At 59.7% G+C, this 25,365-nt stretch carries 20 protein-coding genes and 1 pseudogene; 13 read left to right on the top strand and 8 right to left on the bottom strand.

The features are described from left to right. Nucleotides 1-7 precede the first annotated feature (7 nt). Both ABYA88_RS01305 and ABYA88_RS01300 read right to left on the bottom strand, forming a co-directional pair. Nucleotides 8-460, bottom strand: coding sequence for a YcgN family cysteine cluster protein (locus tag ABYA88_RS01305; protein ID WP_373184734.1), 453 nt, complete (start codon nt 458-460; stop codon nt 8-10). 2 nt (nt 461-462) lie between these two features. Continuing rightward, nucleotides 463-726, bottom strand: coding sequence for a glutaredoxin family protein (locus tag ABYA88_RS01300; protein WP_373184732.1), 264 nt, complete (start codon nt 724-726; stop codon nt 463-465). Between the two features lie 163 nt (nt 727-889). Between ABYA88_RS01300 and ABYA88_RS01295 the strand changes: the two genes are divergently transcribed. After that, nucleotides 890-2,218 carry a deoxyguanosinetriphosphate triphosphohydrolase gene (locus ABYA88_RS01295; RefSeq protein WP_373184730.1) on the top strand — a complete coding sequence of 443 codons (1,329 nt, stop codon included), beginning with the start codon at nt 890-892 and terminating at the stop codon, nt 2,216-2,218. Here the strand turns inward: ABYA88_RS01295 and ABYA88_RS01290 are convergent. The 4 genes from ABYA88_RS01290 to ABYA88_RS01275 form a co-directional block, all read right to left on the bottom strand. Next, the gene (locus ABYA88_RS01290) at nt 2,205-3,074 is read right to left on the bottom strand and encodes a hypothetical protein (protein ID WP_373184728.1); all 870 of its coding nucleotides are present in this window, start codon (nt 3,072-3,074) and stop codon (nt 2,205-2,207) included. The two genes, ABYA88_RS01295 and ABYA88_RS01290, sit on opposite strands and share 14 nt — an antisense overlap. Nucleotides 3,075-3,092: 18 nt before the next feature. Then, nucleotides 3,093-3,485: a lactoylglutathione lyase gene (gloA, locus tag ABYA88_RS01285; protein WP_373184726.1), complete on the bottom strand. Its 393-nt coding sequence runs from the start codon at nt 3,483-3,485 to the stop codon at nt 3,093-3,095. A 108-nt stretch (nt 3,486-3,593) separates the two neighbouring features. Further along, nucleotides 3,594-4,811: an argininosuccinate synthase gene (locus ABYA88_RS01280; protein ID WP_373184724.1), complete on the bottom strand. Its 1,218-nt coding sequence runs from the start codon at nt 4,809-4,811 to the stop codon at nt 3,594-3,596. 97 nt (nt 4,812-4,908) lie between these two features. Further along, nucleotides 4,909-5,760 carry an OmpA family protein gene (locus ABYA88_RS01275; RefSeq protein ID WP_373184722.1) on the bottom strand — a complete coding sequence of 284 codons (852 nt, stop codon included), beginning with the start codon at nt 5,758-5,760 and terminating at the stop codon, nt 4,909-4,911. Between the two features lie 136 nt (nt 5,761-5,896). Between ABYA88_RS01275 and pyrC the strand changes: the two genes are divergently transcribed. From pyrC to cobA, 12 genes and pseudogenes are all read left to right on the top strand, one after another. Next, the gene (pyrC, locus tag ABYA88_RS01270) at nt 5,897-6,931 is read left to right on the top strand and encodes a dihydroorotase (protein ID WP_373184720.1); all 1,035 of its coding nucleotides are present in this window, start codon (nt 5,897-5,899) and stop codon (nt 6,929-6,931) included. 26 nt (nt 6,932-6,957) lie between these two features. After that, nucleotides 6,958-7,626, top strand: a complete 669-nt coding sequence (gene rnt / locus ABYA88_RS01265; RefSeq protein WP_373184718.1) for a ribonuclease T — start codon at nt 6,958-6,960, stop codon at nt 7,624-7,626. Nucleotides 7,627-7,850: 224 nt separating this feature from the next. After that, nucleotides 7,851-8,825 (top strand): TAXI family TRAP transporter solute-binding subunit, encoded by a 975-nt coding sequence (locus ABYA88_RS01260; protein ID WP_373184716.1) that lies wholly within the window; start codon nt 7,851-7,853, stop codon nt 8,823-8,825. An 81-nt stretch (nt 8,826-8,906) separates the two neighbouring features. Then, nucleotides 8,907-11,498 carry a TRAP transporter permease gene (locus tag ABYA88_RS01255; protein ID WP_373184714.1) on the top strand — a complete coding sequence of 864 codons (2,592 nt, stop codon included), beginning with the start codon at nt 8,907-8,909 and terminating at the stop codon, nt 11,496-11,498. 11 nt (nt 11,499-11,509) lie between these two features. Then, a complete protein-coding gene (locus ABYA88_RS01250) occupies nt 11,510-11,938 on the top strand; it encodes a universal stress protein (RefSeq protein WP_373184713.1) in 429 nt (142 codons plus the stop codon). 156 nt (nt 11,939-12,094) lie between these two features. Further along, entirely contained in the window at nt 12,095-13,306 is a 1,212-nt protein-coding gene (locus ABYA88_RS01245) for a CmpA/NrtA family ABC transporter substrate-binding protein (RefSeq protein ID WP_373184710.1), read from the top strand. Further along, nucleotides 13,303-13,881: an ANTAR domain-containing response regulator gene (locus tag ABYA88_RS01240; protein ID WP_373184708.1), complete on the top strand. Its 579-nt coding sequence runs from the start codon at nt 13,303-13,305 to the stop codon at nt 13,879-13,881. The genes ABYA88_RS01245 and ABYA88_RS01240 overlap by 4 nt, the downstream gene beginning before the upstream one ends. 178 nt (nt 13,882-14,059) lie before the next feature. After that, nucleotides 14,060-15,271 carry a nitrate/nitrite transporter gene (locus ABYA88_RS01235; RefSeq protein WP_373184706.1) on the top strand — a complete coding sequence of 404 codons (1,212 nt, stop codon included), beginning with the start codon at nt 14,060-14,062 and terminating at the stop codon, nt 15,269-15,271. A 3-nt stretch (nt 15,272-15,274) separates the two neighbouring features. Further along, a complete protein-coding gene (locus ABYA88_RS01230; protein ID WP_373184704.1) occupies nt 15,275-16,945 on the top strand; it encodes a protein phosphatase 2C domain-containing protein in 1,671 nt (556 codons plus the stop codon). A gap of 283 nt (nt 16,946-17,228) precedes the next feature. Then, nucleotides 17,229-18,428: pseudogene (locus tag ABYA88_RS01225) on the top strand (NAD(P)/FAD-dependent oxidoreductase); the annotation flags it as partial. Between the two features lie 65 nt (nt 18,429-18,493). Then, nucleotides 18,494-21,193, top strand: a complete 2,700-nt coding sequence (locus tag ABYA88_RS01220) for a molybdopterin-dependent oxidoreductase (protein ID WP_373184702.1) — start codon at nt 18,494-18,496, stop codon at nt 21,191-21,193. 61 nt (nt 21,194-21,254) lie between these two features. Further along, nucleotides 21,255-22,049, top strand: a complete 795-nt coding sequence (cobA, locus tag ABYA88_RS01215) for a uroporphyrinogen-III C-methyltransferase (protein ID WP_373184802.1) — start codon at nt 21,255-21,257, stop codon at nt 22,047-22,049. 52 nt (nt 22,050-22,101) lie between these two features. On the opposite strand, the gene ABYA88_RS01210 is transcribed toward cobA, so the two are convergent. Then, nucleotides 22,102-24,888 carry an EAL domain-containing protein gene (locus ABYA88_RS01210; RefSeq protein ID WP_373184700.1) on the bottom strand — a complete coding sequence of 929 codons (2,787 nt, stop codon included), beginning with the start codon at nt 24,886-24,888 and terminating at the stop codon, nt 22,102-22,104. Continuing rightward, nucleotides 24,888-25,358 (bottom strand): response regulator, encoded by a 471-nt coding sequence (locus tag ABYA88_RS01205; protein WP_373184698.1) that lies wholly within the window; start codon nt 25,356-25,358, stop codon nt 24,888-24,890. Before ABYA88_RS01205 ends, ABYA88_RS01210 begins: the two co-directional genes overlap by 1 nt. Nucleotides 25,359-25,365 lie beyond the last annotated feature (7 nt).

Raw genomic sequence — 25,365 nt, 5'->3', positions numbered from 1 at the left:
GGCACGCCTAGCCGACCCTGAAGATGATGTGTTCTTCCCAGTCATCTTCGGCCACGGCGTCTTCGGCGACCATACGGCCGGCCTGCGAGATACCTGCGGCATGCACCGCGTCAGGGTCGCCACAGACCAGGTGATGCCAGGGAGGCAGGTCCTTGCCTTCGGCTATGCGACGGTAACCGCAGGTGGGCGGCAGCCAGTTGAATTTTGCGGCAGCGCCCGGTGTCAGCTGAATACAGTCCGGGACGAATCGGGTTCGCTCGGCGTAGTTGCTGCACTGGCAGCTCTCGCGGTCCAGAAGTTTGCAGGCGACGCGGGTGTAATAGATAGCGTTGGCATCATCTTCGTCCTCCAGTTTCTGCAGGCAACACAGGCCGCAGCCGTCACACAGCGACTCCCACTCCGCCTGATCCATTTCTTCCAGCGTTTTGCGTTTCCAGAAAGGCTCAACCCGCTGCGCCATGTTCAACCCTCCTCGCCCAGAACGTCGGCAAGAAACAGCATGGCGGTCGCCAGATCGAATGGCCAATCCAGCTCAGCACCCGTATCCTCGCGGCGCAGCACTGGTATGCGCAGTTGATAACGCTCCATCAGCACGTCGCTATCGGTTATATCCTGTTCGCGCGGGCGCAAACCATTGCCCTGCAAGGGGGCGAGCTCGCTCGTGGCGGCCTCGCACAGGTGACATGCGGTGGTACCGTAAAGAATCAGATCGGGAACAGGCTTCATGGGCAAAAGATCATCAGGATATTCGAAGGACAGGTCGGCGATTCGCGCCAGCCGGGTATGTTAACCCGGAACCGCCGGCTAAAACATGTCTGCCGGCTCACATCCGACGCTTGGCAGCCAAGGCTGCGATGCAACATACTCGAAGGTCTGCAGGGAGATAAGAATGGATTGGGAAACACTGCTGTGCCGCGAACGGCTGGGCAAACCTATTGCCAGCAACGAGGAATTGGGGCGCACGCCCTTTCACAAGGATCATGACCGGGTGATCTTTTCCGGCGCGTTTCGCCGGCTGGGCAAAAAAACCCAGGTGCATCCGGTTTCAAGCAATGACCATATTCATACCCGCCTGACCCACAGCCTGGAAGTGGGCTGCGTGGGGCGCTCACTGGGTATGCGGGTAGCCGAAATGCTGCGCGATGAATTGCCTGCCTGGTGCGAGCCGGCAGATATCGGCGTGATCGTCCAGGCCGCTTGCCTGGCCCATGACATCGGCAACCCGCCCTTCGGTCATTCCGGCGAGGATGCGATCCGCCACTGGTTCCATCAGGCCGACCGCAAGGGCTGGCTGGACCCGCTGACAGCAGCCCAGCGCCTCGATTTTCTCAGCTTTGAGGGCAATTCCCAGGGTTTTCGAGTACTGACCGAGCTTGAGTATCATCAGTTCGAGGGTGGCATGCGCCTGACCTATGCGACCCTGGGTGCCTACCTGAAGTACCCCTGGACCGCGCGCCATGCCGACAGCCAGGGCTACAAGAAACACAAATTCGGCTGTTATCAGGCGGAATTCTCCCTGCTCGAGCAGATTGCCGGCAAGCTGGGGCTGCCCATGCAGGCAGACCAGTGCTGGGCACGTCATCCGCTGGTCTATCTGGTAGAGGCCGCAGATGACATCTGTTACGGCCTGATTGACCTGGAAGACGGCATGGAAATGGAGCTGCTGGATTATTCCGAGGTCGAGCACCTGCTGCTGCAACTGGTTGGCGATGACCTGCCGGAAACCTATCGTCAGCTTGGCGCCCAGGATTCCACCCGGCGGCGTCTGGCTATTCTGCGCGGCAAGGCGATCGAACACCTGGTCAACGCTGCCGCAGAGGCATTCATCAACCAGCAGACTGCGCTGCTGGCCGGTACCCTGAAGGGCGATCTGGTCGAGCATATGCATCCCAACGCCCGACGTTGCGTGCTGGAAGCAAAGAACATGGCGCGCGAACGCATATTCCAGGACAAGCGCAAGACCCTGCACGAGATCGGTGCCTACAGCACACTGGAAACCCTGCTTGATGCGTTCTGCGGCGCTGTAAACGAGCAGCATGCCGGACAGAACCTGAGCTTCAAGCACCAGCGCATTCTCGACCTGATGGGCAACAACGTGCCAGGGCCGGACTGGGATCTGTATCGCAGCTACCTGCGGGTTATCGACTTTATCGCGGGAATGACAGATCTGTATGCCGCCGACATGGCAGCGCGCATTCGCGGTGTCAGCCCTGCCTGAGGGACGCTTCGGTGGCCAGTCGCAGGCGCTCGAGCAACAGGTCAGCAAGCATGTATTGAGCACTGATGGCCTGGGTCGCCGTGTTGAAAAAACCCATGGCACCGAGTGCCCTGTGCGCTGGATCGCGAAGAAGCGTATCGATAGCCTGCAATAGCGTGTCGATCCTGTCTTCGGACTCGCGCACAGGCTTGGCCAGAGCCTCTCGCAGGACTGGCTCAACGCTCAGCTGGGCAGGCGCCAGATAGGCCTGCTCTCGAATCAGTTCGCTCAGGCGCTCCAGCTCCTGGCATTGAGCTGGACTGTTTTGCCTGCGCGCGGCAATGCCGGTGCCAACCGCCCTCGCCTTGCCGAGCAGCTCTGCGTTCTCCAGCAAGTCGAGCCAGAGCCCTTCCGGCTGGGGTGCAAGCCCTCCAAGACATATAAGGTCATGGCGGTTTCCCAAGGCTTTAATGGTCTCGAGAATCAGCTCGGCGAATTCATGGTGCAGTTGCAGTACGGCGATTGCAGCATTGCCCTGGCGCTCATGATCGATCCGTTTCCATAGCGGATAGACGCCCTTCCAGGCCTCGTACCAGGCGAGGTTCGCCTGATGCAAAAACGCATTTTCGAGAAGACGATAGACCTCACCGTGCACGGTCCAGCGCTCGCTTTCGAGGTTATGGGCGCCCGACATCACGCCAAAACACAAGCCTCGATGCCTTTGGACCTGCTCCAGTAGGTCACGTAGCAACCGCAACTGCTCAAGTGCACGTGATCGGGCCTGAAGCTGCGCAGTTTCAGCGCGGCGCTTTTGCCGCTTGCGGGCGAACAGCAGTACGATCAGTACTACTATCGCGATGAGTAGCCACCAGACCATTGCGCCTCCCGCATACCCTCAATTCTGCGAGCGGCCCGATAACAGCTCGATCCGATATCCGTCAGGGTCTTCAACAAAGGCCAGTATCCGGGTGCCATGTTTCATCGGCCCGGCTTCGCGAACAACATTACCGCCAGCCGCCTTGATCTGCTCACAGGCCTTGTAGACATCAAGCACCTCGATCGCGATATGACCATAGCCATCACCCAGATCATAGTGATCGACGTCCCAGTTGTAGGTGAGTTCCAGAACTGCGTTTTCGGCTTCATTGCCGTAACCAACGAAAGCCAGGGTAAACCGGCCCTCGGCGTTGTCCTTGCGGCGCAGCAGGGTCATGCCAAGCACTTCAGTGTAGAAAGCAACAGAAGCGTCCAGATTACCGACGCGAAGCATGGTGTGGAGTATGCGCATGCAGACCTCCCAGGATGACAACTGAAAGCATAGGACTTGAAGCTTGAAGCGGCCGCCTGAACCAGCCGCAGGGGCGATCCAGGTTTTAACTTCAAGCTTCCAGCTCGTTTAGAGCAACTTCCGGCCCTTGCTCGCGGCAATACGCATGCGCAGCGCGTTGAGCTTGATGAAGCCAGCAGCGTCGGCCTGGTCGTAGGCGCCGGCGTCGTCTTCAAAGGTGGCTATCGCGGCGTCGAACAGCGAGTCGTCGGACTTGCGGCCGGTGACGATGACGTTGCCCTTGTACAGCTTCAGCCGCACTACGCCATTCACGTTGGCCTGCGATGCGTCAATCATCTGCTGCATCATTGCCCGCTCGGGGCTCCACCAGAAACCGTTGTAGATCAGCTCGGCATATTTGGGCATCAGGCTGTCTTTCAGGTGGGCAACTTCACGGTCCAGGCAGATGGACTCGATGGCGCGGTGGCCCTTGAGCATGATGGTGCCGCCGGGAGTCTCATAGCAGCCACGGGACTTCATGCCGACAAAGCGGTTTTCGACGATGTCCAGACGGCCGATGCCGTTCTCGCCACCAATGCGGTTGAGCTCGGCCAATACGGTGGCCGGAGACATTTCCTTGCCGTCGATCGCGCTGATGTCGCCGTTGCGATAGGTCAGCTCGATATAGGTGGGCGTGTCCGGCGCATTCTCGGGGGACTTGGTCCAGCGCCACATCTCCTCTTCGTGCTCGGTCCAGGTGTCTTCCAGCACGCCGCCTTCGTAGGAAATGTGCAGCAGGTTGGCGTCCATCGAATAAGGCGACTTCTTCTTGCCGTGGCGTTCGATCGGAATGTCGTGCTTGGCCGCGTAATCCATCAGCTTTTCGCGCGACAGCAGGTCCCATTCGCGCCAGGGAGCAATCACCTTGACGCCAGGCTTGAGCGCATAGGCGCCCAGTTCGAAACGCACCTGGTCGTTACCCTTGCCAGTCGCCCCGTGGGAAATCGCGTCGGCGCCGGTCTCATTGGCAATTTCGATCAGACGCTTGGCGATCAGCGGGCGGGCGATGGAAGTGCCCAGCAGATATTCACCTTCGTAGACGGTATTGGCGCGGAACATCGGAAACACGAAATCACGCACAAATTCTTCGCGCAGATCGTCGATGTAGATCTCCTTCACGCCCATAGCCTTGGCCTTGGCACGCGCCGGCTCGACCTCTTCGCCCTGCCCCAGGTCAGCGGTGAAGGTCACGACTTCACAGTCATGGGTATCTTGCAGCCACTTCAGAATCACTGAGGTATCCAGACCACCGGAGTAGGCCAGGACGACTTTTTTCACATCAGACATTACGCGCTCCCTTGAAAATTGATCAACGCCACGCACGGGGCGACGGGCAAAGTCGCTATTCTAGCGCCCAGCCGGGAGGAATCACAGGGGAGATGGTTCAGCTCTTTTCCAGCTTCAGGGTCACACGGCGGTTCTTGGCTCGCCCTGCTTCGCTGCGGTTGCTCGCAACCGGATAGCGATCGCCGTGAAAACGCATGTTGAACATCTCCTCCTCGACACCGCGCTCCATCAGATAATTGCGCACTGTCAGGGCGCGCTGGCGTGCCAGCTCGCGGTTGTCCAACCGGTTACCAACGTTATCGGAATGTCCTTCAAGCACAATTTCGCTGATATCGTCATCCGCCTCGATGTATTCCAGCGCGGTGTCGAGCAGCTGTTTTGCGTCACCCGTGAGCCGGGTGCCGCCACTGGCAAAACTGACGACACTGTTGGAAACCTGGTCGAAGTTCATCGGCAGCAGTCCCGCGCTGCACTTCTGAAAATCCGCCCAGGCCTGACGGTAACCAATACTGGAGACCACCACCCGCACCGGTTCGACGGCGTTGGCCCACGCAGCGCGCTGGATCGTCGGATGCAGGCCGTCCGCGAGCCCGGCGAGCATCTGACCTGCCTGCTGCTGCGGAACTCGAATAACCACCTGATCATCAGAAACGGCGGTGTAGCCCAGCAAACGGGCCCGGGCATTGGGTTGCCACATGGGCGCATCGTTGTAGAGCTGCGCCTGGCCAGGCCGCATGAGATTGTTCCATGCCTTGAGCTCGAACACCGGACGCTCGCCGGCGCGACGCACGAAAACGGCATCCCCATAGCCGCTGACCGGCTGGGTGAGACGACATTCAAACTTGTCACCCTCCACCGACCATTCCACTTCTTCCATACGCGTCTGGAACGTTAGCGCATGGGCAGGCAGGGCCAGGGTCAGCAGCAATGCAATACAGGCTCGAGCCACAGGATTCTCCGCAGAATAAGACTTTCTCCAAGGTCTACATCGGCGCCTGCCGAGAAAACTTTACCCTGCCGGGTGTGTAAAAAACGGGGCACTTCCGGTAGCATTAAGCCATTCAAACTCTCTGGAAAACCCGCTGATGACCGACCGCATCACCCTGATCAGGCCGGACGACTGGCACATACATCTGCGTGACAATGACGTCTTGCCAAATACAGTAGCCGACGCTTCGCGCACTTTCGCCCGGGCGATCGTGATGCCAAATCTGGTCCCGCCGGTGCGTGACGGCCGGCAGGCCGACGAGTACAAGAAGCGCATCCTGGCGGCTCGGCCAGATGGCTCCGATTTCAACCCGCTGATGGTGCTTTATCTCACTGACCAGACCAGCCCACGGATCATTCGCGATGCATGGAATGCCGGTCAGGCTGTGGCTGCCAAGCTTTATCCGGCCGGGGCGACGACCAATTCCGATTCGGGTGTGACCGCGCTGGAGAATATTTTCCCGGCGTTAGAGGCCATGGCCGACGTCGGTATGCCCCTGCTGGTGCATGGTGAGGTGACGCACGCGGAGGTCGATATCTTCGACCGCGAGAAGGTCTTCATCGATCAGCAACTGGTAGTCGTGGTCGATCGCTTTCCGACTCTCAAGGTGGTCTTCGAGCACATTACCACGGCCGATGCGGTGGACTTTGTACGCAGCGCGCCGGACCGGGTTGCCGCCACCATCACTGCGCATCATCTGCAATACAACCGCAACCATATGCTGGTCGGCGGTATTCGCCCGCACTTTTTCTGCCTGCCGATACTCAAGCGCCAGCGTCATCAGCAGGCCCTGTGCGATGCAGTCGCCTCAGGCTCAAGCAAGTTTTTCCTAGGCACCGATTCTGCGCCGCATGCCCGCCATGCCAAGGAAGCAGCGTGCGGCTGCGCGGGCTGCTATACCGCCTACGCCGCAATCGAGATGTACGCCGAAACCTTCGACAACCTGGGCGTTCTCGACAAGCTTGAGGGTTTTGCCAGTCTGCACGGCCCGGACTTTTACGGCATGCCGCGCAATACCGATCACATCACACTGGTACGCGAGTCCTGGACCGCACCTGCTACGCTGCCACTGGGCGATCAGTTGATCGTGCCGCTGCGCGCCGGCGAGACATTGCAATGGCGCGTCGCCTGACCGCCAGCCAACACTAAGGATCGCCCGTGAGCGAGTTTGAGTTCGACACCGAAGACCAGCAACCCGCCAGCAAAGGCCCCAAGCCACCAATGGCGTACCGCTTTCGCGGCTTTCTGCCAGTAGTAATAGATGTTGAAACCGGTGGCTTCAACTGCGCTACCGACGCATTGCTGGAAATCGCTGCAACCATCATCGAGATGGATGAAGAAGGCATGATCTACCCCGCAGAGACGCATTTCTTTCGCGTCGAGCCCTTTGTCGGTGCCAACGTGGAGGCTGCTGCCCTGGAGTTCACCGGAATCAAGCTCGATCATCCGCTACGGATGGCCGTAACCGAGGAGCATGCGCTGCTCGAGATCTTCAAGCACGTGCGCAAGGCCGTCAAATCCGCCGGTTGCAATCGCGCTGTTCTGGTCGGGCACAACGCCTTCTTCGATCTGGGCTTTCTCAACGCCGCGGTCGAGCGCATCCAGATCAAACGTAACCCCTTCCATCCGTTCTCCTGCTTCGATACCGCCACCCTCGGCGGCCTGGCATTTGGCCAGACAGTGCTGGCCAAGGCATGCGCCGCTGCCGACATCGAATTTGACGGCCGCGAGGCACACTCTGCGCGCTACGACACCGAGAAAACTGCCGACCTGTTCTGCAGCATCGTCAACCGCTGGCGTGAGATGGGTGGCTGGCCACTCGAGTGATTCACAACTCCATACATCTATCCGAATCAATAGCTTGCTCGCCGTCGGTGTGAGCGCTATTTTCAGATGAATGCGCAGCAGTCCGCTACACTTCAGACACTGACCCCGGATCACGCTTTTGGCCTGGCTATCTGGCCAGACAGCCATGTGACATCGGCAACGTGACATTGGCAACGCGTTTGGCGGCTGCCAACGGTAAAATCTAAAGAAGGAGCTACCCTCTTATGAAGCGTCAATCACTCACTCTATTATTTTCAGCGGCCCTGAGTCTGGCTGCCGTGTCAGCCACTCCGGCGTTCGCCCAGGAAAAATTCCTCACTATCGGCACCGGCGGCCAGACCGGCGTGTATTACGTCGTCGGCCAGTCCGTTTGTCGCCTGATCAACCGTAATGCCAATGAACACGGCATACGCTGCAATGCACCGTCGAGCGGCGGCTCGGTTGCCAACGTCAACGCCATACGCAATGACGACATCCAGATGGGCGTGGTGCAGTCGGACATCCAGTACAAGGCCTATAACGGAGTCCAGAACTTCGAGGACGCCGGGAAGTTCGAGGACATGCGCGCGATGTTTGCGCTCCACGGCGAGCCCCTCACCGTGGTTGCCCGCAAAGATGCGAACATCGAGAATATCAAGGATCTGAAAGGCAAGCGGGTCAACCTGGGTAATCCCGGATCCGGCCAGCGCGATACCATGGAAGTCGTCATGGAAGCGCTGGACTGGACCCGTGATGATTTTGCCCTGGTATCGGAGCTGGATGCAGCCGAGCAGGCTGCCGCGCTGGGCGACAACAATATCGATGCAATGGTGTATGTAGCAGGCCATCCCAACGGTTCGATTCAGGAAGCAACCACCACGGTCGATTCGGTAATAGTGTCGGTGACTGGCGCGGAAATCGACGAGCTGATCAAAGATCGTCCCTACTATGCCAAGGCTACCATTCCCGGCGGTATCTACCGCGGCAACGAAGAAGACGTGCAGACCTTCGGCGTGCGCGCCACCCTGGTGACCTCAAGCGATGTGGCGGATGACGTGGTCTATCACACCGTCAAGGCGGTATTCGAGAACTTTGATCGCTTCAAGCGCCTGCACCCTGCCTTCGCCACCCTGAAGGAGGAGGAAATGATCAAGGAAGGCCTGTCGGTTCCGCTGCATGACGGAGCCGTCCGTTACTATAAGGAACGCGGCTGGATGTAATGATGCGCTGACCGCCGGGTATCACCCCGGCGGTTAGGCCTGTTCCTTTGACAAGAAATAAAACGAACAGCAGGGACGATCATGAGCGAGAAAACAACCAAGCGCGACAACCTCAGCACCGAGCTGGAGGAACTCGTCGCTACAAGTGATACCGGCGCACGCAAGCCGGAGGGGTTTCCCGGCAAACTGATTGTCTCAGTAGCCGCAGCCTGGTCCCTTTTCCAACTCTGGATTGCCTCACCATTGCCATTCATGGTCGGCTTCGGCGTATTCAACAGTACAGAGGCCCGGTCGATTCACCTGGCCTTTGCCGTATTCCTCGGATTTCTCTCGTTCCCGGCGCTTAAGCGTTCGCCCCGGGATCGCGTGCCGGTTCCCGACTGGGTACTGGCCTTCGCCGCCTCCTTCTGCGCGGCCTACATCTATATTTTCTATACCCAGCTCTCCTCCCGACCGGGTAATCCCAACACAATTGACGTGATAGTGGCGATCACCGGCCTGATATTGCTGCTGGAAGCCACCCGACGGGCACTCGGTCCGCCGCTGATGATCGTGGCGCTGGTATTCATCGTCTACTCGGTTGGCGGCCCCTACATGCCGGGCATTCTCGCCCATCGCGGTGTCAGCATCGACGCGCTGGCCAACCATCAGTGGCTGACCACCCAGGGCGTGTTCGGTATTGCTCTGGGGGTGTCGACCAGCTTCGTCTTCCTTTTTGTGCTGTTCGGCGCGCTCCTGGACAAGGCCGGTGCCGGTAACTATTTCATCAAGGTAGCCTTCTCGCTGCTTGGGCACTATAAGGGCGGGCCGGCCAAGGCAGCGGTAGTAGCGTCGGCAATGACCGGCTTGATCTCCGGATCGTCGATTGCCAATGTGGTTACCACCGGCACCTTTACCATCCCGATGATGAAACGCGTCGGGTTTTCCTCGGAAAAGGCCGGCGCGGTTGAAGTCGCCTCCTCGGTCAATGGCCAGATAATGCCGCCAGTGATGGGCGCGGCCGCTTTCCTGATGGTCGAATACGTCGGCATTTCCTATGTCGAGGTCATCAAGCATGCGTTCCTGCCGGCACTTATCTCCTATATTGCGCTGGTCTATATCGTCCATCTGGAAGCCATGAAAGCCGGCATGCAGGGTCTGCAGAGCAGTAATCCGCCACGTCCACTGGTGCGCAAGATGATCGGCTTCCTGACCGGGCTTATCCTGCTCATGGCCCTTTCCTTTGCGGTCTATTACGGGCTCGGCTGGCTCAAACCGCTGCTGGGTGAAAGTGCCGGGTGGGTCATAGGTGCCGCGCTGCTGGCGGTATACGTCGGCCTATTGAAAGTGGGCGCGCAATACCCGGAACTCGAGCTGGACGATCCCAACTCCCCCGTCGTTACCCTGCCTCAGACCAAGCCCACGGTCATGTCCGGCCTGCACTTCATCCTCCCGGTAATCGTGCTGGTCTGGTGCCTGATGGTCGAACGCCTGTCTCCCGGGCTGTCGGCCTTCTGGGCAACGGTACTGATGATTGTGATCATCCTGACCCAGCGACCGCTGATCGCTGTGTTCCGCGGTCAGAGCAAGCTGGCCAACGATCTCCATCAGGGCCTGGACGACCTCTGGCAGGGCCTGGTATCCGGCGCACGCAATATGATCGGTATCGGTATTGCCACTGCCACGGCGGGCATCATTGTCGGCGCTGTGGCGCAGACCGGCGTCGGCCTGGTGCTGGCGGACCTGGTCGAGATAATGTCGATGGGTAACCTGATGCTCATGCTGTTGCTCACTGCGGTGCTCAGCCTGATCCTCGGCATGGGCCTGCCGACCACAGCCAACTACATCGTGGTGTCCGCCCTGCTGGCACCGGTAATCGTCACCCTCGGCCAGCAGAATGGTCTGATCGTGCCGCTGATTGCAGTCCACCTGTTCGTGTTCTATTTCGGCATAATGGCCGACGTCACCCCACCGGTCGGGCTGGCATCGTTTGCCGCAGCAGCGGTATCCAACGGCGACCCGATCCGCACCGGCTTCCAGGCGTTCTATTACAGTCTGCGTACAGCAGCCCTGCCCTTCCTGTTCATCTTCAATACCGACCTGTTGCTGATTGACGTCGGCTTCTTGAAGGGCTTGCTGATTTTCGTAGTGGCCACCGTGGCAATGCTGATTTTCGCGGCGGGCACCCAGGGTTTCATGATCGTACGCAACCGTTGGTACGAGAATATCCTGTTGCTGCTGGTGGCCTTTACTCTGTTCCGCCCGGGCTTCTGGATGGACATCGTGCATGATCCCTACCAGTCAATCCCCCCTGCGGAGATTGTCCAGGCTCTGGACCGGGTCGATGAGGGAAGCAATCTGCGCATGCAGATCGAAGGTCTGGACGATATTGGCACGCCCCGTCAGTTCTATCTGCTGGTGCCGGTACCCGACGGGGAAACCGGCCAGGAGCGGCTCGACGAACTGGGTCTGACCCTGATGCAGGAAGACGGCCGCACGCTGGTCGACATGGTCACCTATGGCAGTCTCGCTGCGGATCTGGGATTCGATTTCGACCAGGAAATTATCGAAATCCTGGCGCCCGTCGACCGTATGTCCAAGGAATGGATGTGGATCCCTGGATTGTTATTGTTCCTGCTGGTCGCCGGGCTGCAATGGCGCCGCCGGCAACCTGATCAACCGGCCAGTGCCTGAGGAGACGAGTCATGTACAAGAAGATTCTGTTGCCGATCGACCTCAATCATGAGGCTTCATGGACAAAGGCGCTGCCCACTGCGCTGCAGCTGTGCCGTGACTACGGCGCTTCGTTGCATATCGTGACGGTCATACCGGACTTTGGTCTCCCGCTGGTCAGCGGGTTCTTTCCGCCTGAATACACCGAGAAAGCCAAGGAGGCGGTGACCCAGCGGCTCAAGGATTTTGTCCTGGAGAACGTACCCGAAGAGATCCCGGTACAGCGGATCGTTACCGACGGCAAAGCCTACGAGGCAATCTTGCGGGTCGCCAAGCAACTCAAGGTGGACCTGATAGTCATGGCGTCGCACAAGCGGAAACGCGCCGAGGACTATATTCTCGGCACCAATGCGATGCGCGTGGTCCAGCAGTGCAAACGCTCGGTCATGGTGGTGCGTTAGAACACAGCCTCTGGCACAAACCTTGCTCCAGTTCTGCTTGACGGTGACCCCTGCCGGTTACCTGCAAGCGACAACGGCGTCGTGAAACCTGATCAGATCCACCGATCCGGGTTCACGGCGTTTTTGTTTGTCCCGGGTTTGCTCTGGAGAACCGCAATGCAAAATGACAACAGTCCGCGCAGCGACGCCCTGGCATGGGTGGCCGGCAGCGATGGGCCGGAAAAGAGCCTGCTCAATATCGGCTATCTTCCGCTGACCGATTCGGCTTCGCTGATCGTCGCCGCCACCCAGGGCTTTGCCCAGCCATACGGTCTGACACTGACGTTGCGCCGACAAGCGTCCTGGTCAGTATTGCGCGACCGGCTGCTTAGCGGCGAGCTGGATGCCGCGCAGGGGTTGTATGGGTTGATATACGGTATTCATCTGGGTCTGGGCTCCCAGCGCACGCCGATGGCAGTACTGATGGGTTTGAGTCAGAACGGTCAGAGCATCAATCTGTCTGCAGATATGCAACAGGCAGGCGTGACCGATGCCGGAGCACTCCTGACGCGAGCGCACCAGAACAGTGCGAAACTGCGTTTGGCCCAGACGTTTCCCACCGGCACCCACGCGATGTGGCTGTACTACTGGCTGGCAGCCAAGGGCATTCATCCGCTGCGCGATGTCGATTCGGTCGTCGTTCCCCCATCCCTGATGGTGCAACATCTGCAGGCTGGCCGTATCGACGGCTTTTGCGCCGGCGAACCCTGGGGTGCCTGCGCTATCGAGCAAGACCAGGGATTCATGCTTGCCAGCAGCCAGTCGATCTGGCCAGACCATCCGGAAAAGGTGCTGAGTACTACTGCTGCCTTCGTTGAAGAATACCCGAACACGGCGCGCGCGCTGATCATGGCGGTTCTGGACGCAAGCCGCTTCATTGATCAGAGCGATGAAAACAGGCGCAGCACGGCACAACTGATCAGCAGCCCGGATTATGTCGATACACCGGTGGGCACACTGCTGCCAAGGATGCTCGGCGAATATGATGACGGCAATGGGCGGGTCTGGCACGATAGCCACCCGCTGCGCTTCCACGGAGAAGGCGCGGTCAACATGCCGTATCTTTCGGATGGCATGTGGTTCATGACTCAGTTCCGCCGCTGGGGCCTGCTGCGCGACGACCCGGATTATCTGGCGCTGGCATCCCAGATCCAGCAACTGGATATCTACCGCGACGCTGCCAGTGCGCTGGGCATCGAAGTGCCAGGCCCGATGCGTTCCAGCGTGCTTACCGACGGCGTGACCTGGAACGGTTCCGACCCAGCAAGCTACGCCTCGAGTTTCGCGCTGAACGCGTATGATCCGTCGAGCTTGAACAGGAAAGCATGATGCGTATTCTGCTTATCGACGATACCGCCAGAAAACTTGGCCGGCTGCGCGACTCGCTTCGCGAATCCGGTTTCGAGGTGCTTGATGAATCCGGCCTGTCGGTTGATCTGCCCGCACGGGTCCAGGACTGCAAACCCGATGTGGTATTGATCGACAGCGACTCACCCAGCCGCGATGTGATGGAGCAGGTATGCCTGGTTACCCGCGACCTTCCCCGCCCCATCGTCATGTTCACTGACGAGCACGACCCCGGCATCATGCGCAAGGCGATTCAGTCTGGCGTCAGCGCCTATATCGTCGAGGGTATCCAGAGCGGCCGTATGCAGGCCATCCTCGACGTGGCGATGGCCCGCTTCGAAACGGACCAGAAGCTGCGGGCAGAGCTGCAGGAGCGTGAACAGCAGCTCAATGAACGCAAGCGGATCGAAAAGGCCAAGGGCCTACTGATGAAAATGAAAAACTGCGACGAGGCCGAAGCGCATACGCTGATGCGGCGCCAGGCCATGAGCCGCCAGCAGAAACTCAGTCAGGTCGCTGAGCAGATTATTTCCATGAGCGAAATGCTCGGCGACTGACTTCCGTCACCCTGGCATGCATCCTGCTTTGTTTACGGCAGGTAGCCAACGGCGGTTGCTGAAAAGACAACGACGTCATCTCCGGTCAGGACCCAGGTCCTGCCACGGGGATGGCGTTTTTTTTTGCGTTGCATATCACAGGCAAACGCCCGAATAAGCACTCATAGAGGGATATCCGATGAACAAGAGTTTCTGGAAAGCTGGCCACACACCCACGTTGTTCGCCGCCTTTCTCTACTTCGACCTGAGCTTCATGGTCTGGTATCTGCTTGGCCCCCTCGCGGTGCAGATTGCCACCGACCTGAGCCTGACTGCACAGGAAAGGGGCATGATGGTTGCAACGCCCATTCTCGCCGGTGCGCTGCTGCGCCTGCTGATGGGCTTTCTCGCCGACCGGATATCGCCCAAGGGTGCAGGCATTATCGGGCAGGTGGTGGTCATCACAAGTCTCAGCGCAGCTTGGCTGATCGGTGTCGACAGTTACAACGACACCCTGCTGCTCGGCCTTGGGCTGGGTTTCGCCGGCGCCGCGTTCGCCGTGGCGTTGCCACTCGCCTCCCAGTGGTATCCGCCGGAGCACCAGGGCAAGGCGATGGGCATCGCCGGCGCCGGCAATTCCGGTACCGTGCTCGCTGCGCTCTTCGCTCCGGGTCTGGCGTATCTCTTTGGCTGGCAGAACGTATTCGGCCTGGCGCTGATACCACTGGTGGCCACCCTGATCATCTTTACTCTGGTGGCAAAAAACTCGCCCAACCGTCCCAAGCCGAAGGCCGCAAGGGACTACCTGATCGCCCTGAACGACAAGGACAGCTGGTGGTTCATGTTTTTCTATAGCGTTACCTTTGGCGGCTTCATCGGTCTGGCCAGCGCCTTGCCCGGGTATTTCAGTGACCAATACGGCCTCAACCCGGTGGTTGCCGGCTATTACACTGCCGCCTGCGTGATGGCGGGCAGCCTGATGCGCCCGCTGGGCGGTGCGCTGGCAGACCGGATAGGCGGTATCCGCTCACTGTTGTGCATGTATGGCTCGGCTTCGCTGTGTATCGCGCTGGTCGGTTTCAACCTGTCGAGCTCGATTGCCGCGCTTGCGCTGTTCGTCGCCGCAATGCTCGGCCTGGGTGCGGGCAACGGCGCGGTATTTCAGTTGGTGCCACAACGGTTCCATCGCGAGATTGGCGTTATGACCGGTCTTATCGGCATGGCCGGCGGCGTTGGTGGCTTCGTGTTGGCCGCGGGCCTGGGTACGATCAAACAATATACCGGCGACTATCAGTTGGGGTTGTGGATGTTTGCCGCACTGGGGTTACTGGCCCTCCTTGGTCTGGTCGGCGTGAAGCGTCGCTGGCGCACCACATGGGGATCCTCGGCGATGACCACGGCAAGGGTGTAAGCGATGACCCTGCGATTGCGCGTCGCCGAATCCAGCGTAACCGGCCCCCGCGCGGAGAATCAGGATGCGATCCGCGTGGTCACCCCGGCGCCACGCCTTGCTGCCAGCAAGGGTCATCTGATGGCCGTTGCCGACGGCGTAAGCCAGTGCCACGACGGTGGCCTGGCTGCACGCGCCACGTTGCAGGCGCTGGCTCTGGATTACTATTCCACACCGGAAACCTGGTCGGTAACCCAGGCACTGGAGCGACTGCTCAGTGCGCATAATCGCTGGTTGCGGGCCAACGGTGGTGGTCAGCCGCTGCTCACTACGCTGACAGCCCTGGTGCTGCGCGGCCAGCGGTACACCATCGCGCACATCGGCGATTGTCGGGCCTATCTGCTGCGTGATGGGCAATTACGCCGCCTGACCAGCGAGCACGTATGGGAGCAGCCGGGCATGCAGCACGTGCTCAAGCGGGCGCTTGGCCTGGACGAGCACCTGGTCATGGATTACCTCGAAGGCGAGTTGCACACCGGTGACCGTCTGCTGGTTGTCAGCGATGGCGTCTGGACGACGGCTGATGATGAAAGCATCGGACGATGCCTCAAGACTATCGAAGAACCCGCCGAAGCCTGTGCCCAGTTGACGCAAAAGGCGCATCAGGCCGGCAGCCAGGACAACGCGAGCGCGCTGCTGGTATGTATTGACGCACTGCCGCAAACCAGTTTGAGCGATGCTCTGGTTCCTCTGGATGAGCGGGCCCTGCCACCCCGCTTGAAATCCTCTCAGCAGTTCGAAGGCTGGCATATAGAAGGTGTGCTGGCCGAGTCACGCCAGTCGCTGCTGTACCGGGTAAAGGATCCGCAACAGCAAAGCTGGCTGCTGAAAACCCTGCCACCGCAATATCAGGATGATCGCACAGCCCTGCAGAACCTGGTTCTGGAGGAATGGTTCATGCGCCGCAGCGCCGGCCAGCAGGTGCCGGAGCTCCATCCGTTGCCCGCTCGCCGTCACCTGTACTATGTGATGCGCGATTACCCTGGCACCACACTGGAACAGCGCAAGCGCGAACAGGGTCTGCTGAGTCTGGCACGGATCCAGACACTGGCGCCGGAATTGATCCGCGCCGTGGGTTTGATGCACCGGCGCAATCTTCTGCACCTGGACATCAAGCCGGAGAATCTGCACCTGGGCGAAGACGGTGTGCTGCGCGTGCTGGATTTTGGTATGGCGTACTGCCCAGGGCTCTCCGTCTGGGAACCCGGACACCGGCCGGCAGGGACACCCAGCTATATCGCGCCAGAATCATTCGCCGGGGCCGAGCCGAGTCCGCAGCAGGATATCTACGCCACGGGTGTCACGCTGTATTACCTGATCACTGGACACTACCCCTACGGCGAGATCGAAGCCTTCCAGCACCCGCGTTTCAACCGGCCGGTTTCACCGAGTCGCTATCGACCGGATCTGCCGGCGTGGCTCGACGCCTGTCTGCTCAAGGCGCTCGAACCCGACCCGCACAAACGCTATGAAACCGCGGAAGAATGGCTGCTGGCACTGGAACAGGGCGACCGCCGGAGTCTGCAGACAGAACACCGCCCCTTGCTGGAACGCGAACCCCTGGCCGTCTGGCAGGCAATCGCCTTGAGTGCCCTGCTGATGAATCTGGCGCTCCTGGCAGTGATTCTGTACTGAGGCGCACCAGGCCGGTGCGCAGCGCCACAATCAGGTGCGCAAAAAGCTGCGAAAAAACCTTTGAAAGCAGCGCAAGCTTTTGATTTTACAATACACAGCAGCTGGCACAGCCTGTGCATAATTGGATATAGAGTTGCCTGTCCAGTACAGGCACACATCACATACGGCAGCTGTCAACGGCGACAGCCTGCTACCCGACTCATCGGGAACCGGACAAAGGCGTCCTACCGCATAGCGCGGTGGGATGCCTTTTTTATTTTGCGCTCACGAAAGGGAGCAGATGATGCCCAAGCTCAAACTGGTAATGGTAGGTAACGGCATGGCCGGAGTGCGTACCCTCGAGGAACTACTCAAGCTGGCACCAGACATGTATGAAATAACCGTCTTTGGTGCCGAGCCGCATCCGAACTACAACCGCATCATGCTCTCCCCCGTTCTGGCCGGTGAACAGACTTTCGAGGACATCATTCTCAATGACCTGGCCTGGTACCGCGACAACGGAGTAACCCTGCATACCGGAAAACGGGTGGTAAGCATCGATCGACGTCATTGCCGGGTCACGGCCGATGATGGCACGCAGGCCGAATACGACCGCCTGCTGCTCGCCACCGGGTCCAATCCGTTCGTTCTACCGATACCCGGTAACGATCTGCAAGGGGTGATTGGCTACCGCGACATCGCCGACACCGAGCTGATGATGGAAACCGCCAGAACCCATTCCCATGCCGTTGTCATCGGCGGCGGCCTGCTCGGCTTGGAAGCGGCCAATGGTCTGAAGAGCCGGGGCATGGACGTGACAGTGGTTCATATCGGCAAGGGCCTGCTGGACCGACAGCTGGATTCGACTGCCGCGCAGCTACTGCAGAACAACCTGGAAGCTCGTGGCATCCGGTTTCTGCTACCGCAATTCACCAGCGAACTGCTTGGCGACAGCGATGGAAAAGTCCAGGCTGTGCGCTTTAAGGATGGCAGTGAGATACCTGCCGACCTGGTGGTAATGGCCGCGGGGGTGCGGCCGCGTACCGAGCTTGCGGAGAGCGCCGGCCTGGCGTGCGAACGCGGGATTCTGGTCAGCGATACCCTGCAGACCTACGACCCGAAGATCTATGCCATTGGCGAATGCGCCAACCATCGCGGCATCGCCTATGGCCTGGTTGCCCCGCTTTTCGAACAGGCCAGGGTATGTGCCAACCACCTTGCAATGCTCGGTTATGGACGCTATGTGGGTTCAATAACCTCCACCAAACTCAAAGTCACGGGTATCGATCTGTTTTCCGCCGGCGATTTCAAGGGCGATGACGACAGCGAGATTATCACCCTGTCCGACCCGGTGACCGGCATTTACAAGAAACTGGTCATTCGCGATGACCTGCTGGTTGGAGCCTGCCTGTACGGTGATACCGCTAACGGCGCCTGGTACATGCGCCTGCTTGGCGACAGCCAGAACATCAGCGCAATACGCAACCACCTGATGTTCGGTCAGGCCGTCTGCGCCAGCGAATCTGCTGCAACTGACAAAGCGACAATCGCCGTAGAGGAAGCCGCCTGATGCTGCACACCACAGCGTCCACCTGCTGTTATTGTGGCGTCGGTTGCGGCGTGCTTATCGAACATGATGGCCAGACCATTCAGGGCGTCAGCGGCGATCCTGCGCACCCAGCCAACTACGGACGGCTATGCAGCAAGGGTTCCACCCTGCACAAGACAGGGGATCCCGCCGCGCGGGCGATGTATCCGGAATTGCGGCTGGGCAAGGGCATGGCCCGAAGCCGTACCGACTGGGATACGGCGATGCAGCACGCGGCCCAGGTTTTCGGCCAGACGATAGCCGAGCATGGCCCCGACAGCGTTGCCTTCTATATCTCCGGGCAGTTGCTCACCGAGGACTACTACGCGTTCAACAAGCTGGCCCGCGGGCTGATAGGCACAAACAATATCGACAGCAATTCACGCCTGTGCATGTCCAGCGCAGTAGTGGGCTACAAACGCAGCCTGGGCGCCGACTCCCCACCCTGCTCCTACGAAGATATTGAACAGAGCGATTGCCTGCTGATCATCGGCAGCAACATGGCCTACGCCCATCCTGTTCTGTTCCGCCGTCTGGAACAGGCGAAGGCCGAGCACCCGGAAAAACGCATCATTGTCGTCGATCCCCGACGCACCGCCACCTGCGAAATCGCCGATATGCATCTCGCCGTGCAACCGGGGACAGACGTCGCCCTGCTGCATGGCATCATGCATATTCTTATGTGGGAAGGCTGGACAGATCAGACGTTCATCGCAGCGCATACCTCAGGTATCGAGGACTTACAGACGCTGGTGCGCGATTACACACCGGAATTCGTCGCACGCACCTGTGGCATCAGTCAGGCCGACTTGCAGACCGTTGCCCGGATGATCGGCAGCACGCCCAGCTTCCTTTCCCTGTGGTGCATGGGCATGAACCAGTCCAGCGCCGGTAGCGCGAAGAACAGCGCGCTGATCAATCTGCACCTGGCTACCGGTCAGATTGGCAAGCCAGGCAGCGGGCCGTTTTCTCTCACCGGCCAGCCCAATGCCATGGGCGGGCGCGAGACCGGCAGCCTGTCCAACCTGTTACCCGGCCACCGCGACGCCGCCAATGCCTTACACCGCGGCGAAGTTGCCGACTACTGGGGGATCGATGCTCTGCCGGACGCTCCCGGCCTGAGCGCAGTCGAGCTGTTCGAGGCAGTGCGCCAGGGCAGAATCAAGGCACTGTGGATCGCCTGTACCAATCCTGCGCAATCGATGCCCGATCAGACGCTGGTGCGCCAGGCACTCAGCGCGTGCCCCTTCGTGGTGGTGCAGGAAGCCTTTGCCACCACTGAAACCTGCCAGTTTGCCGACCTTCTTCTGCCCGCAGCCAGTTGGGGCGAGAAATCCGGCAGCGTAACCAACTCCGAGCGGCGCATAAGCCGCGTACGTCCGGCAATTGCGGCGCCGGGCGAAGCACGTGCGGACTGGGCCATCGTTTGCGATCTGGCCCGCCGACTGGAAGAGCAGTTAAGGCCAGCCCAGCCCAGCCTGTTCAACTTCGCCAATCCCCAAGCCCTGTTCGATGAATTCCGCGTCCTGACCCGGGGCCGGGACCTGGACTACAGCGGCCTAAGCTATGAGCTCATCGACTCCCTGGGACCGCAGCAATGGCCTTTCCCGGATGGTGCAGCAGAAGGTACCGCACGGCTGTATCGCGACGGCAGATTCCCCACCAGCGATGGCCATGCCCGTTTCGTCGCCGACGCCTATGTTGCGGCGAAGGAACAGGCGCAGATGGATTTTCCGCTGATACTCAATACCGGCCGGCTGCGCGATCAATGGCACGGCATGAGCCGCACAGGCACCGCCGCACAGCTATTCGGTCATGTCGACCAGGCCCAGATCAGTGTGCATCCAGAGCAGCTGCGCCGCCATGCACTGACCGATGGCCAACTGGTGCGGGTCACCAGCCGCCGTGGCGAACTGGTGCTACCGGTGCTTGCGGATGATCAGTTACAGCCTGGCCAAGCCTGGATCCCGATGCATTGGGGCGATCGGTTTCTGCTCGGCGGCGGGGTCAATGTACTGACCCAGCCCGCCTTCGACCCATTGTCCCGACAGCCCGAACTCAAGCAGGCCGCGATCAGGATCGAGCCTGCAACACTACCATGGGACGTGTTCATTCTGGTGGAGGGCGATATCCAGCGCCGCTTCAGCGCCTTGCGGACCCTGTGCGAACATTTGTCGTATGCAAGTTTCAGCTTGCGTGGTCGAGAACGGGCGGCACTGCTGGTCCGTGCCGCCCATCATCAGCCAGCTGATGCTGCCTGGCTGGCACAGGTGGATGCGGTGCTCGGTCTGGATCAGGACTCGCTGCTGGCCTATGACGATCCGTGCAGGGCAATCAGCAAGCGGATCGCACTCGAAGGCGATCACATCAGGACAGTGCGACTGTGTGGTGAAACCAATGCCCGTGACTGGCTGATCAGTCTGTGGGAGGGCGGGCCGACGCCGGTGCACCTGCGGCCCTGGCTGCTGGCACCCCTGAGCGCACCGCCAGGCGAGGCCACCGGCAAGGTGGAAAAAATTATCTGCAACTGCATGAACGTCAGTCAGAGCCGGATTCAGACCGGCATTAACGAAGGCCTGGACCTGGACGGTCTAAAGAGCGCTCTTGGCTGCGGCACGGAATGTGGCTCCTGCCTGCCGGAGATCCGCCGGCTGATACATCGATCCAGCGAACTCGCATGAGGCGGGCGAACCCTTTTTCAGATCATCTGTTTTCCGAGGAAATAGCACCGTGACTACTCAAATGCACTGCGCAAGCCCGCTAGTCCACCTGGTAGGCGCAGGCCCCGGCGATCCGGAGCTGCTGACGCTAAAAGCAGCCAGGGTGTTGTCGCAGGCCGAGGTCGTGATGGTCGATGACCTGGTCAATCCGGCGATACTCGAACATTGTCCTCAGGCCAGAATAATCCGCGTCGGCAAGCGTGGCGGCTGCCGCTCGACACCGCAGGAATTCATCAACCGACTGATGCTGCGCTATGCGCGTCAGGGCAGACGGCTGGTGCGGCTCAAAGGAGGTGACCCGTGTGTTTTCGGACGGGCTGGTGAAGAAGCGCAATGGCTGGCAGCGCGTGGTATCGCATCGGAGACGGTCAACGGCATTACCGCGGGCCTGGCCGGCGCCACCCAGTGTGGCATCCCGCTGACACTGCGTGGCCTGAGCCGTGGTGTGACGCTTGTGACTGCGCATACCCGGGACGACAGTGAGCTTAACTGGCAGGGTCTGGCGCAGGGCGGCACGACCCTGGTGGTCTATATGGGCGTGGCCCGGCTGGAGCAGATTCAGCAGGGATTGCTCGCCGGTGGCATGCCGGCCTCCACTCCGGTGGCGATGATCGAGCGGGCCAGCCTGCCGGATCAGCGCCATCACGCCTGCACACTGGCCCAGCTGTGTGTCGAGGCCGGTCACTTCGAGCTGGAAAGTCCGGCAGTTCTGGTGATTGGTGAGGTGGTTGCTGCATCGGCAATGCTCGCCGGGATTGCACCGCTATCCTCGGCTGTTGTTTCCACGGCTACGCCAATGCAACCAGCGAGCATCTGAAACGCCGCCGGCGCTTCAGCCGATGCGCCGGGCGCTTGCGCGGGAAAAGGCGCTAAGCCTGACCCCGCGGTCTCATGTCCCACTGATCGATCCAGTCAATCAGTTCAGCGTAGGGCATTGGCCGGGCAAACAGGTAACCCTGTATCTGATCGCACTCGTGCTGCGCGAGGAAAATCCGCTGCTCGTCAGTCTCGACCCCCTCCGCAACTACCGTAAGCTGCAGGTTATGCGCAAGCGTGATGATGGACTGGACGATCGCCGCATCCCGACCGTCATCGTTGAGATCGTCGATGAACGCCTTGTCTATCTTCACCTTGTCGATTGGCAAGCGCTTGAGATAGTTGAGACTGGAGAAGCCGGTACCGAAATCGTCAATCGCGATCTTGATACCCTTGTCCTTCAGCTCCTGCAGGGTGCCAATGGCCTCCTCAATGTTATTCAACAGAAGGCCTTCAGTCACTTCCAGCTCCAGACACCGGGGATCCAGTCCACTGTCATCGAGCATACGCTGGATAAAAGCTACGAAGCTGCTGCGCTGGAAGTGTAGGGGCGAGACGTTGATCGCCACGGCCGCATCCCTGGAGAGTTTGTGGCATAACAGCACAGCGTCCTGGCAGGCACGCTGCGCCACCCACTCGCTCAGCGGGACGATCTGGCCCGTTGCCTCGGCCATGGGAATAAACACGTCCGGCGGAATCATGCCGCGCTCGGGATGCTTCCAGCGCAACAACGCCTCGCATCCGCATACACGTCCATCCTTTACCGCGATCTGCGGCTGGTAGTACAGCTCGAACTGGCCAAGCTCTATCGCCTGCTGCAAATCGGCGCGCAGGGTCAGACGCTCGTGCACCCGCTGCGTCAGATCGTCGGTATACCACTGATAATCATTGCGGCCATGCTGCTTGGCCTTGTACATCGCCAGGTCTGCCTGCTGGATAAGCTGCAGCGGGTCGCCTTTGCCATGCTCGTCAGATAAGGTTATGCCGATACTGCAGGTTAATTGCAGGGAGACGCCCTCAACATCGAACTGCCTGGCGATCTGATCCATGATGCGATCGGCAACGATGATCACGTCCTCCTCATGGGCAAGATCAGGTAGCAGAACAATGAACTCGTCACCGCCCATGCGCGCGACGGTGTCTCCTGGTCGCACCGCCGCCTCTAGGCGCCGTGCCACTTGAATCAGCACCTGGTCACCCATGCTATGGCCAAGCGAATCGTTTATCGGCTTGAAGCTATCCAGGTCGACGAACAACACTGCCATTCTGCGATTGTAGCGCTGACCTATTTCTCCTCCCTGGCGCAGCCGGTCTTCCAGGATCTGCCGACTGACCAGCCCGGTCAGACGGTCATGACTGGCGCTATGCGCCAACTCATCTTCGTATTTCTTTTGTTCCGTAAGGTCGTTCTGCACCCCTATGAAGTGCGTGACAATACCCTCCTCATTGGGCACTGGCGCTACGTAGAGCTCATTCCAGAACATGCTGCCGTCCTTGCGATAGTTACGCAGTACAATCTGGACATCACGTTGCGCAGCGATGGCCGAACGCAATTCGTTAATCGCAGGCTGCTCGCGATCCTCGCCCTGCAGGAAACGGCAATTGCGTCCGAGGATCTCTGCCTCCGAATAGCCGGTCAACTTGCTGAAAGCAGTGTTGGCATACATGATCGGCATGTCATCCTGCATCGCATCGACGATAATCACACCATCGATGCTTGCTTCCAGCCCCCGCTGTAGCAGGCGCAACTGGGCATCCTGTAGCTTGCGCCGGGTAATGTCCCGCAACGACAACAACTCCATCGCCTGCCCGTCCCACTCGGTGGATGAGCGTTGCACTTCCAGCTCTATCCTTTCACCATTCTCGATGGTCAGATGACTGTCGAAGCGCGCGGGCCCGCTACCCTCCGGCAGGGTTACCGGTGAACGTCCGGGGCGTCCGTGGAACAGTTCCTCGGCAGACTTGTTGGCGTAATGCACAACCCCATCGGTATCCACCACCAGCAAGGCATCGCGCGAGTCCTCAAGGAGCTGATGGAACGCCAGTTGTTTCTGTTCCAGCGCGGTCTCAGCGCGATGTTTGGCCGAAATATCCAGTACCAATGCCAGATAGGCTGACTGACCCATGTATTCAAATGGGTGTGCATGCACTTCGGCGTGAAGCAGGGAGCCATCCTTACGCAGATAGCTCCAGACCCCCATTCGACCAGACAGTTCACCATCACGCAGCCGTGGGTAAAGCTCGGTAAAACGGGCCTGCTCTTCCTCAGATCGCAGATCCAATGTAGACATGCCGATCAGCTCGGCTCGGCTGTAACCGAGCATTTTCACCGTTGCCTCGTTGACCGTGAGAATCCGCTGCTCGTCCCCGCTGAACACCCACATCGGCTCCGGATTGGACTCAAACAACACCCGATAGCGCGCTTCACTGTCGACCAGCTTGTTATTGATCTGCGCCCGATCACGCGCATAGCGGATACTGCGTGCAAGCATGGGTCCAGTGAACTCGCCCTTGACCAGATAGTCCGAAGCACCCAGCTCTATCGCACGGGTATCCAGCTCGCTGTCGGCAAGACCGGTGAGCAATATCATCGGCACCTGAAGGTCCTGCGCATTCAGTTCGCTGATCAACGTCAGGCCGGAATCGGCGCCCAGCCGATAGTCCACCAGTAACACGTCGTGCTGGTGCATCAGCGCATGCTCGCGCCCGGCATCATAGGTGGAGACCCACTCCAGTCGGAACTGCTGTTCCGGAACATCCTCAAGGAGTTCGCGGAGGATCACAAAGTCGTCCTCGTCGTCCTCGATCAGCAACAATCGAAGGGTCTCGCCCTGGTGCATCAAACCTCCCTAACCGGCGGCGGCAGCGAAACAAGCTCCAGCCAGTAATCGCCGAGCATTCTAACCAGCCGGCAGAGCTCACTGAAGCTGGACGGCTTGGTGATGAACGAGTTGGCCCCGTCATCATAACTCTGCGCCACATCTTCACATGCCGACGAAGTTGTCAGAACGATAACCGGCAGACGCCTGAGCTGTGAGTGACACTTGATCGCACATAGCGCCTCGCGCCCATCCATACGCGGCATATTCAGATCCAGCAGGATCAGGTCAGGCATCGGATAGCGCACCCTGTCCTCGTACGGCGTTTTGCGCAGCAGATAATCCATTAACTGCTCACCGTCGTGCACGAAACCGAGAGTGCTTTCCGGCCTGCTTTCTGCGAATGCTTCGCGTACCAGCATGCAATCATCCTCATCGTCGTCGACAACGAGAATGTGCCGCAGCGCTCCAGCTGAATTTCTCGTGCTCATGCGATTG

The sequence above is a fragment of the Halopseudomonas sp. genome, from assembly GCF_041579695.1.
GTDB lineage: Bacteria > Pseudomonadota > Gammaproteobacteria > Pseudomonadales > Pseudomonadaceae > Halopseudomonas.
Note: the sequence above shows the minus strand (reverse complement) of the source record. Positions and strands in the feature narration are given on the sequence as shown.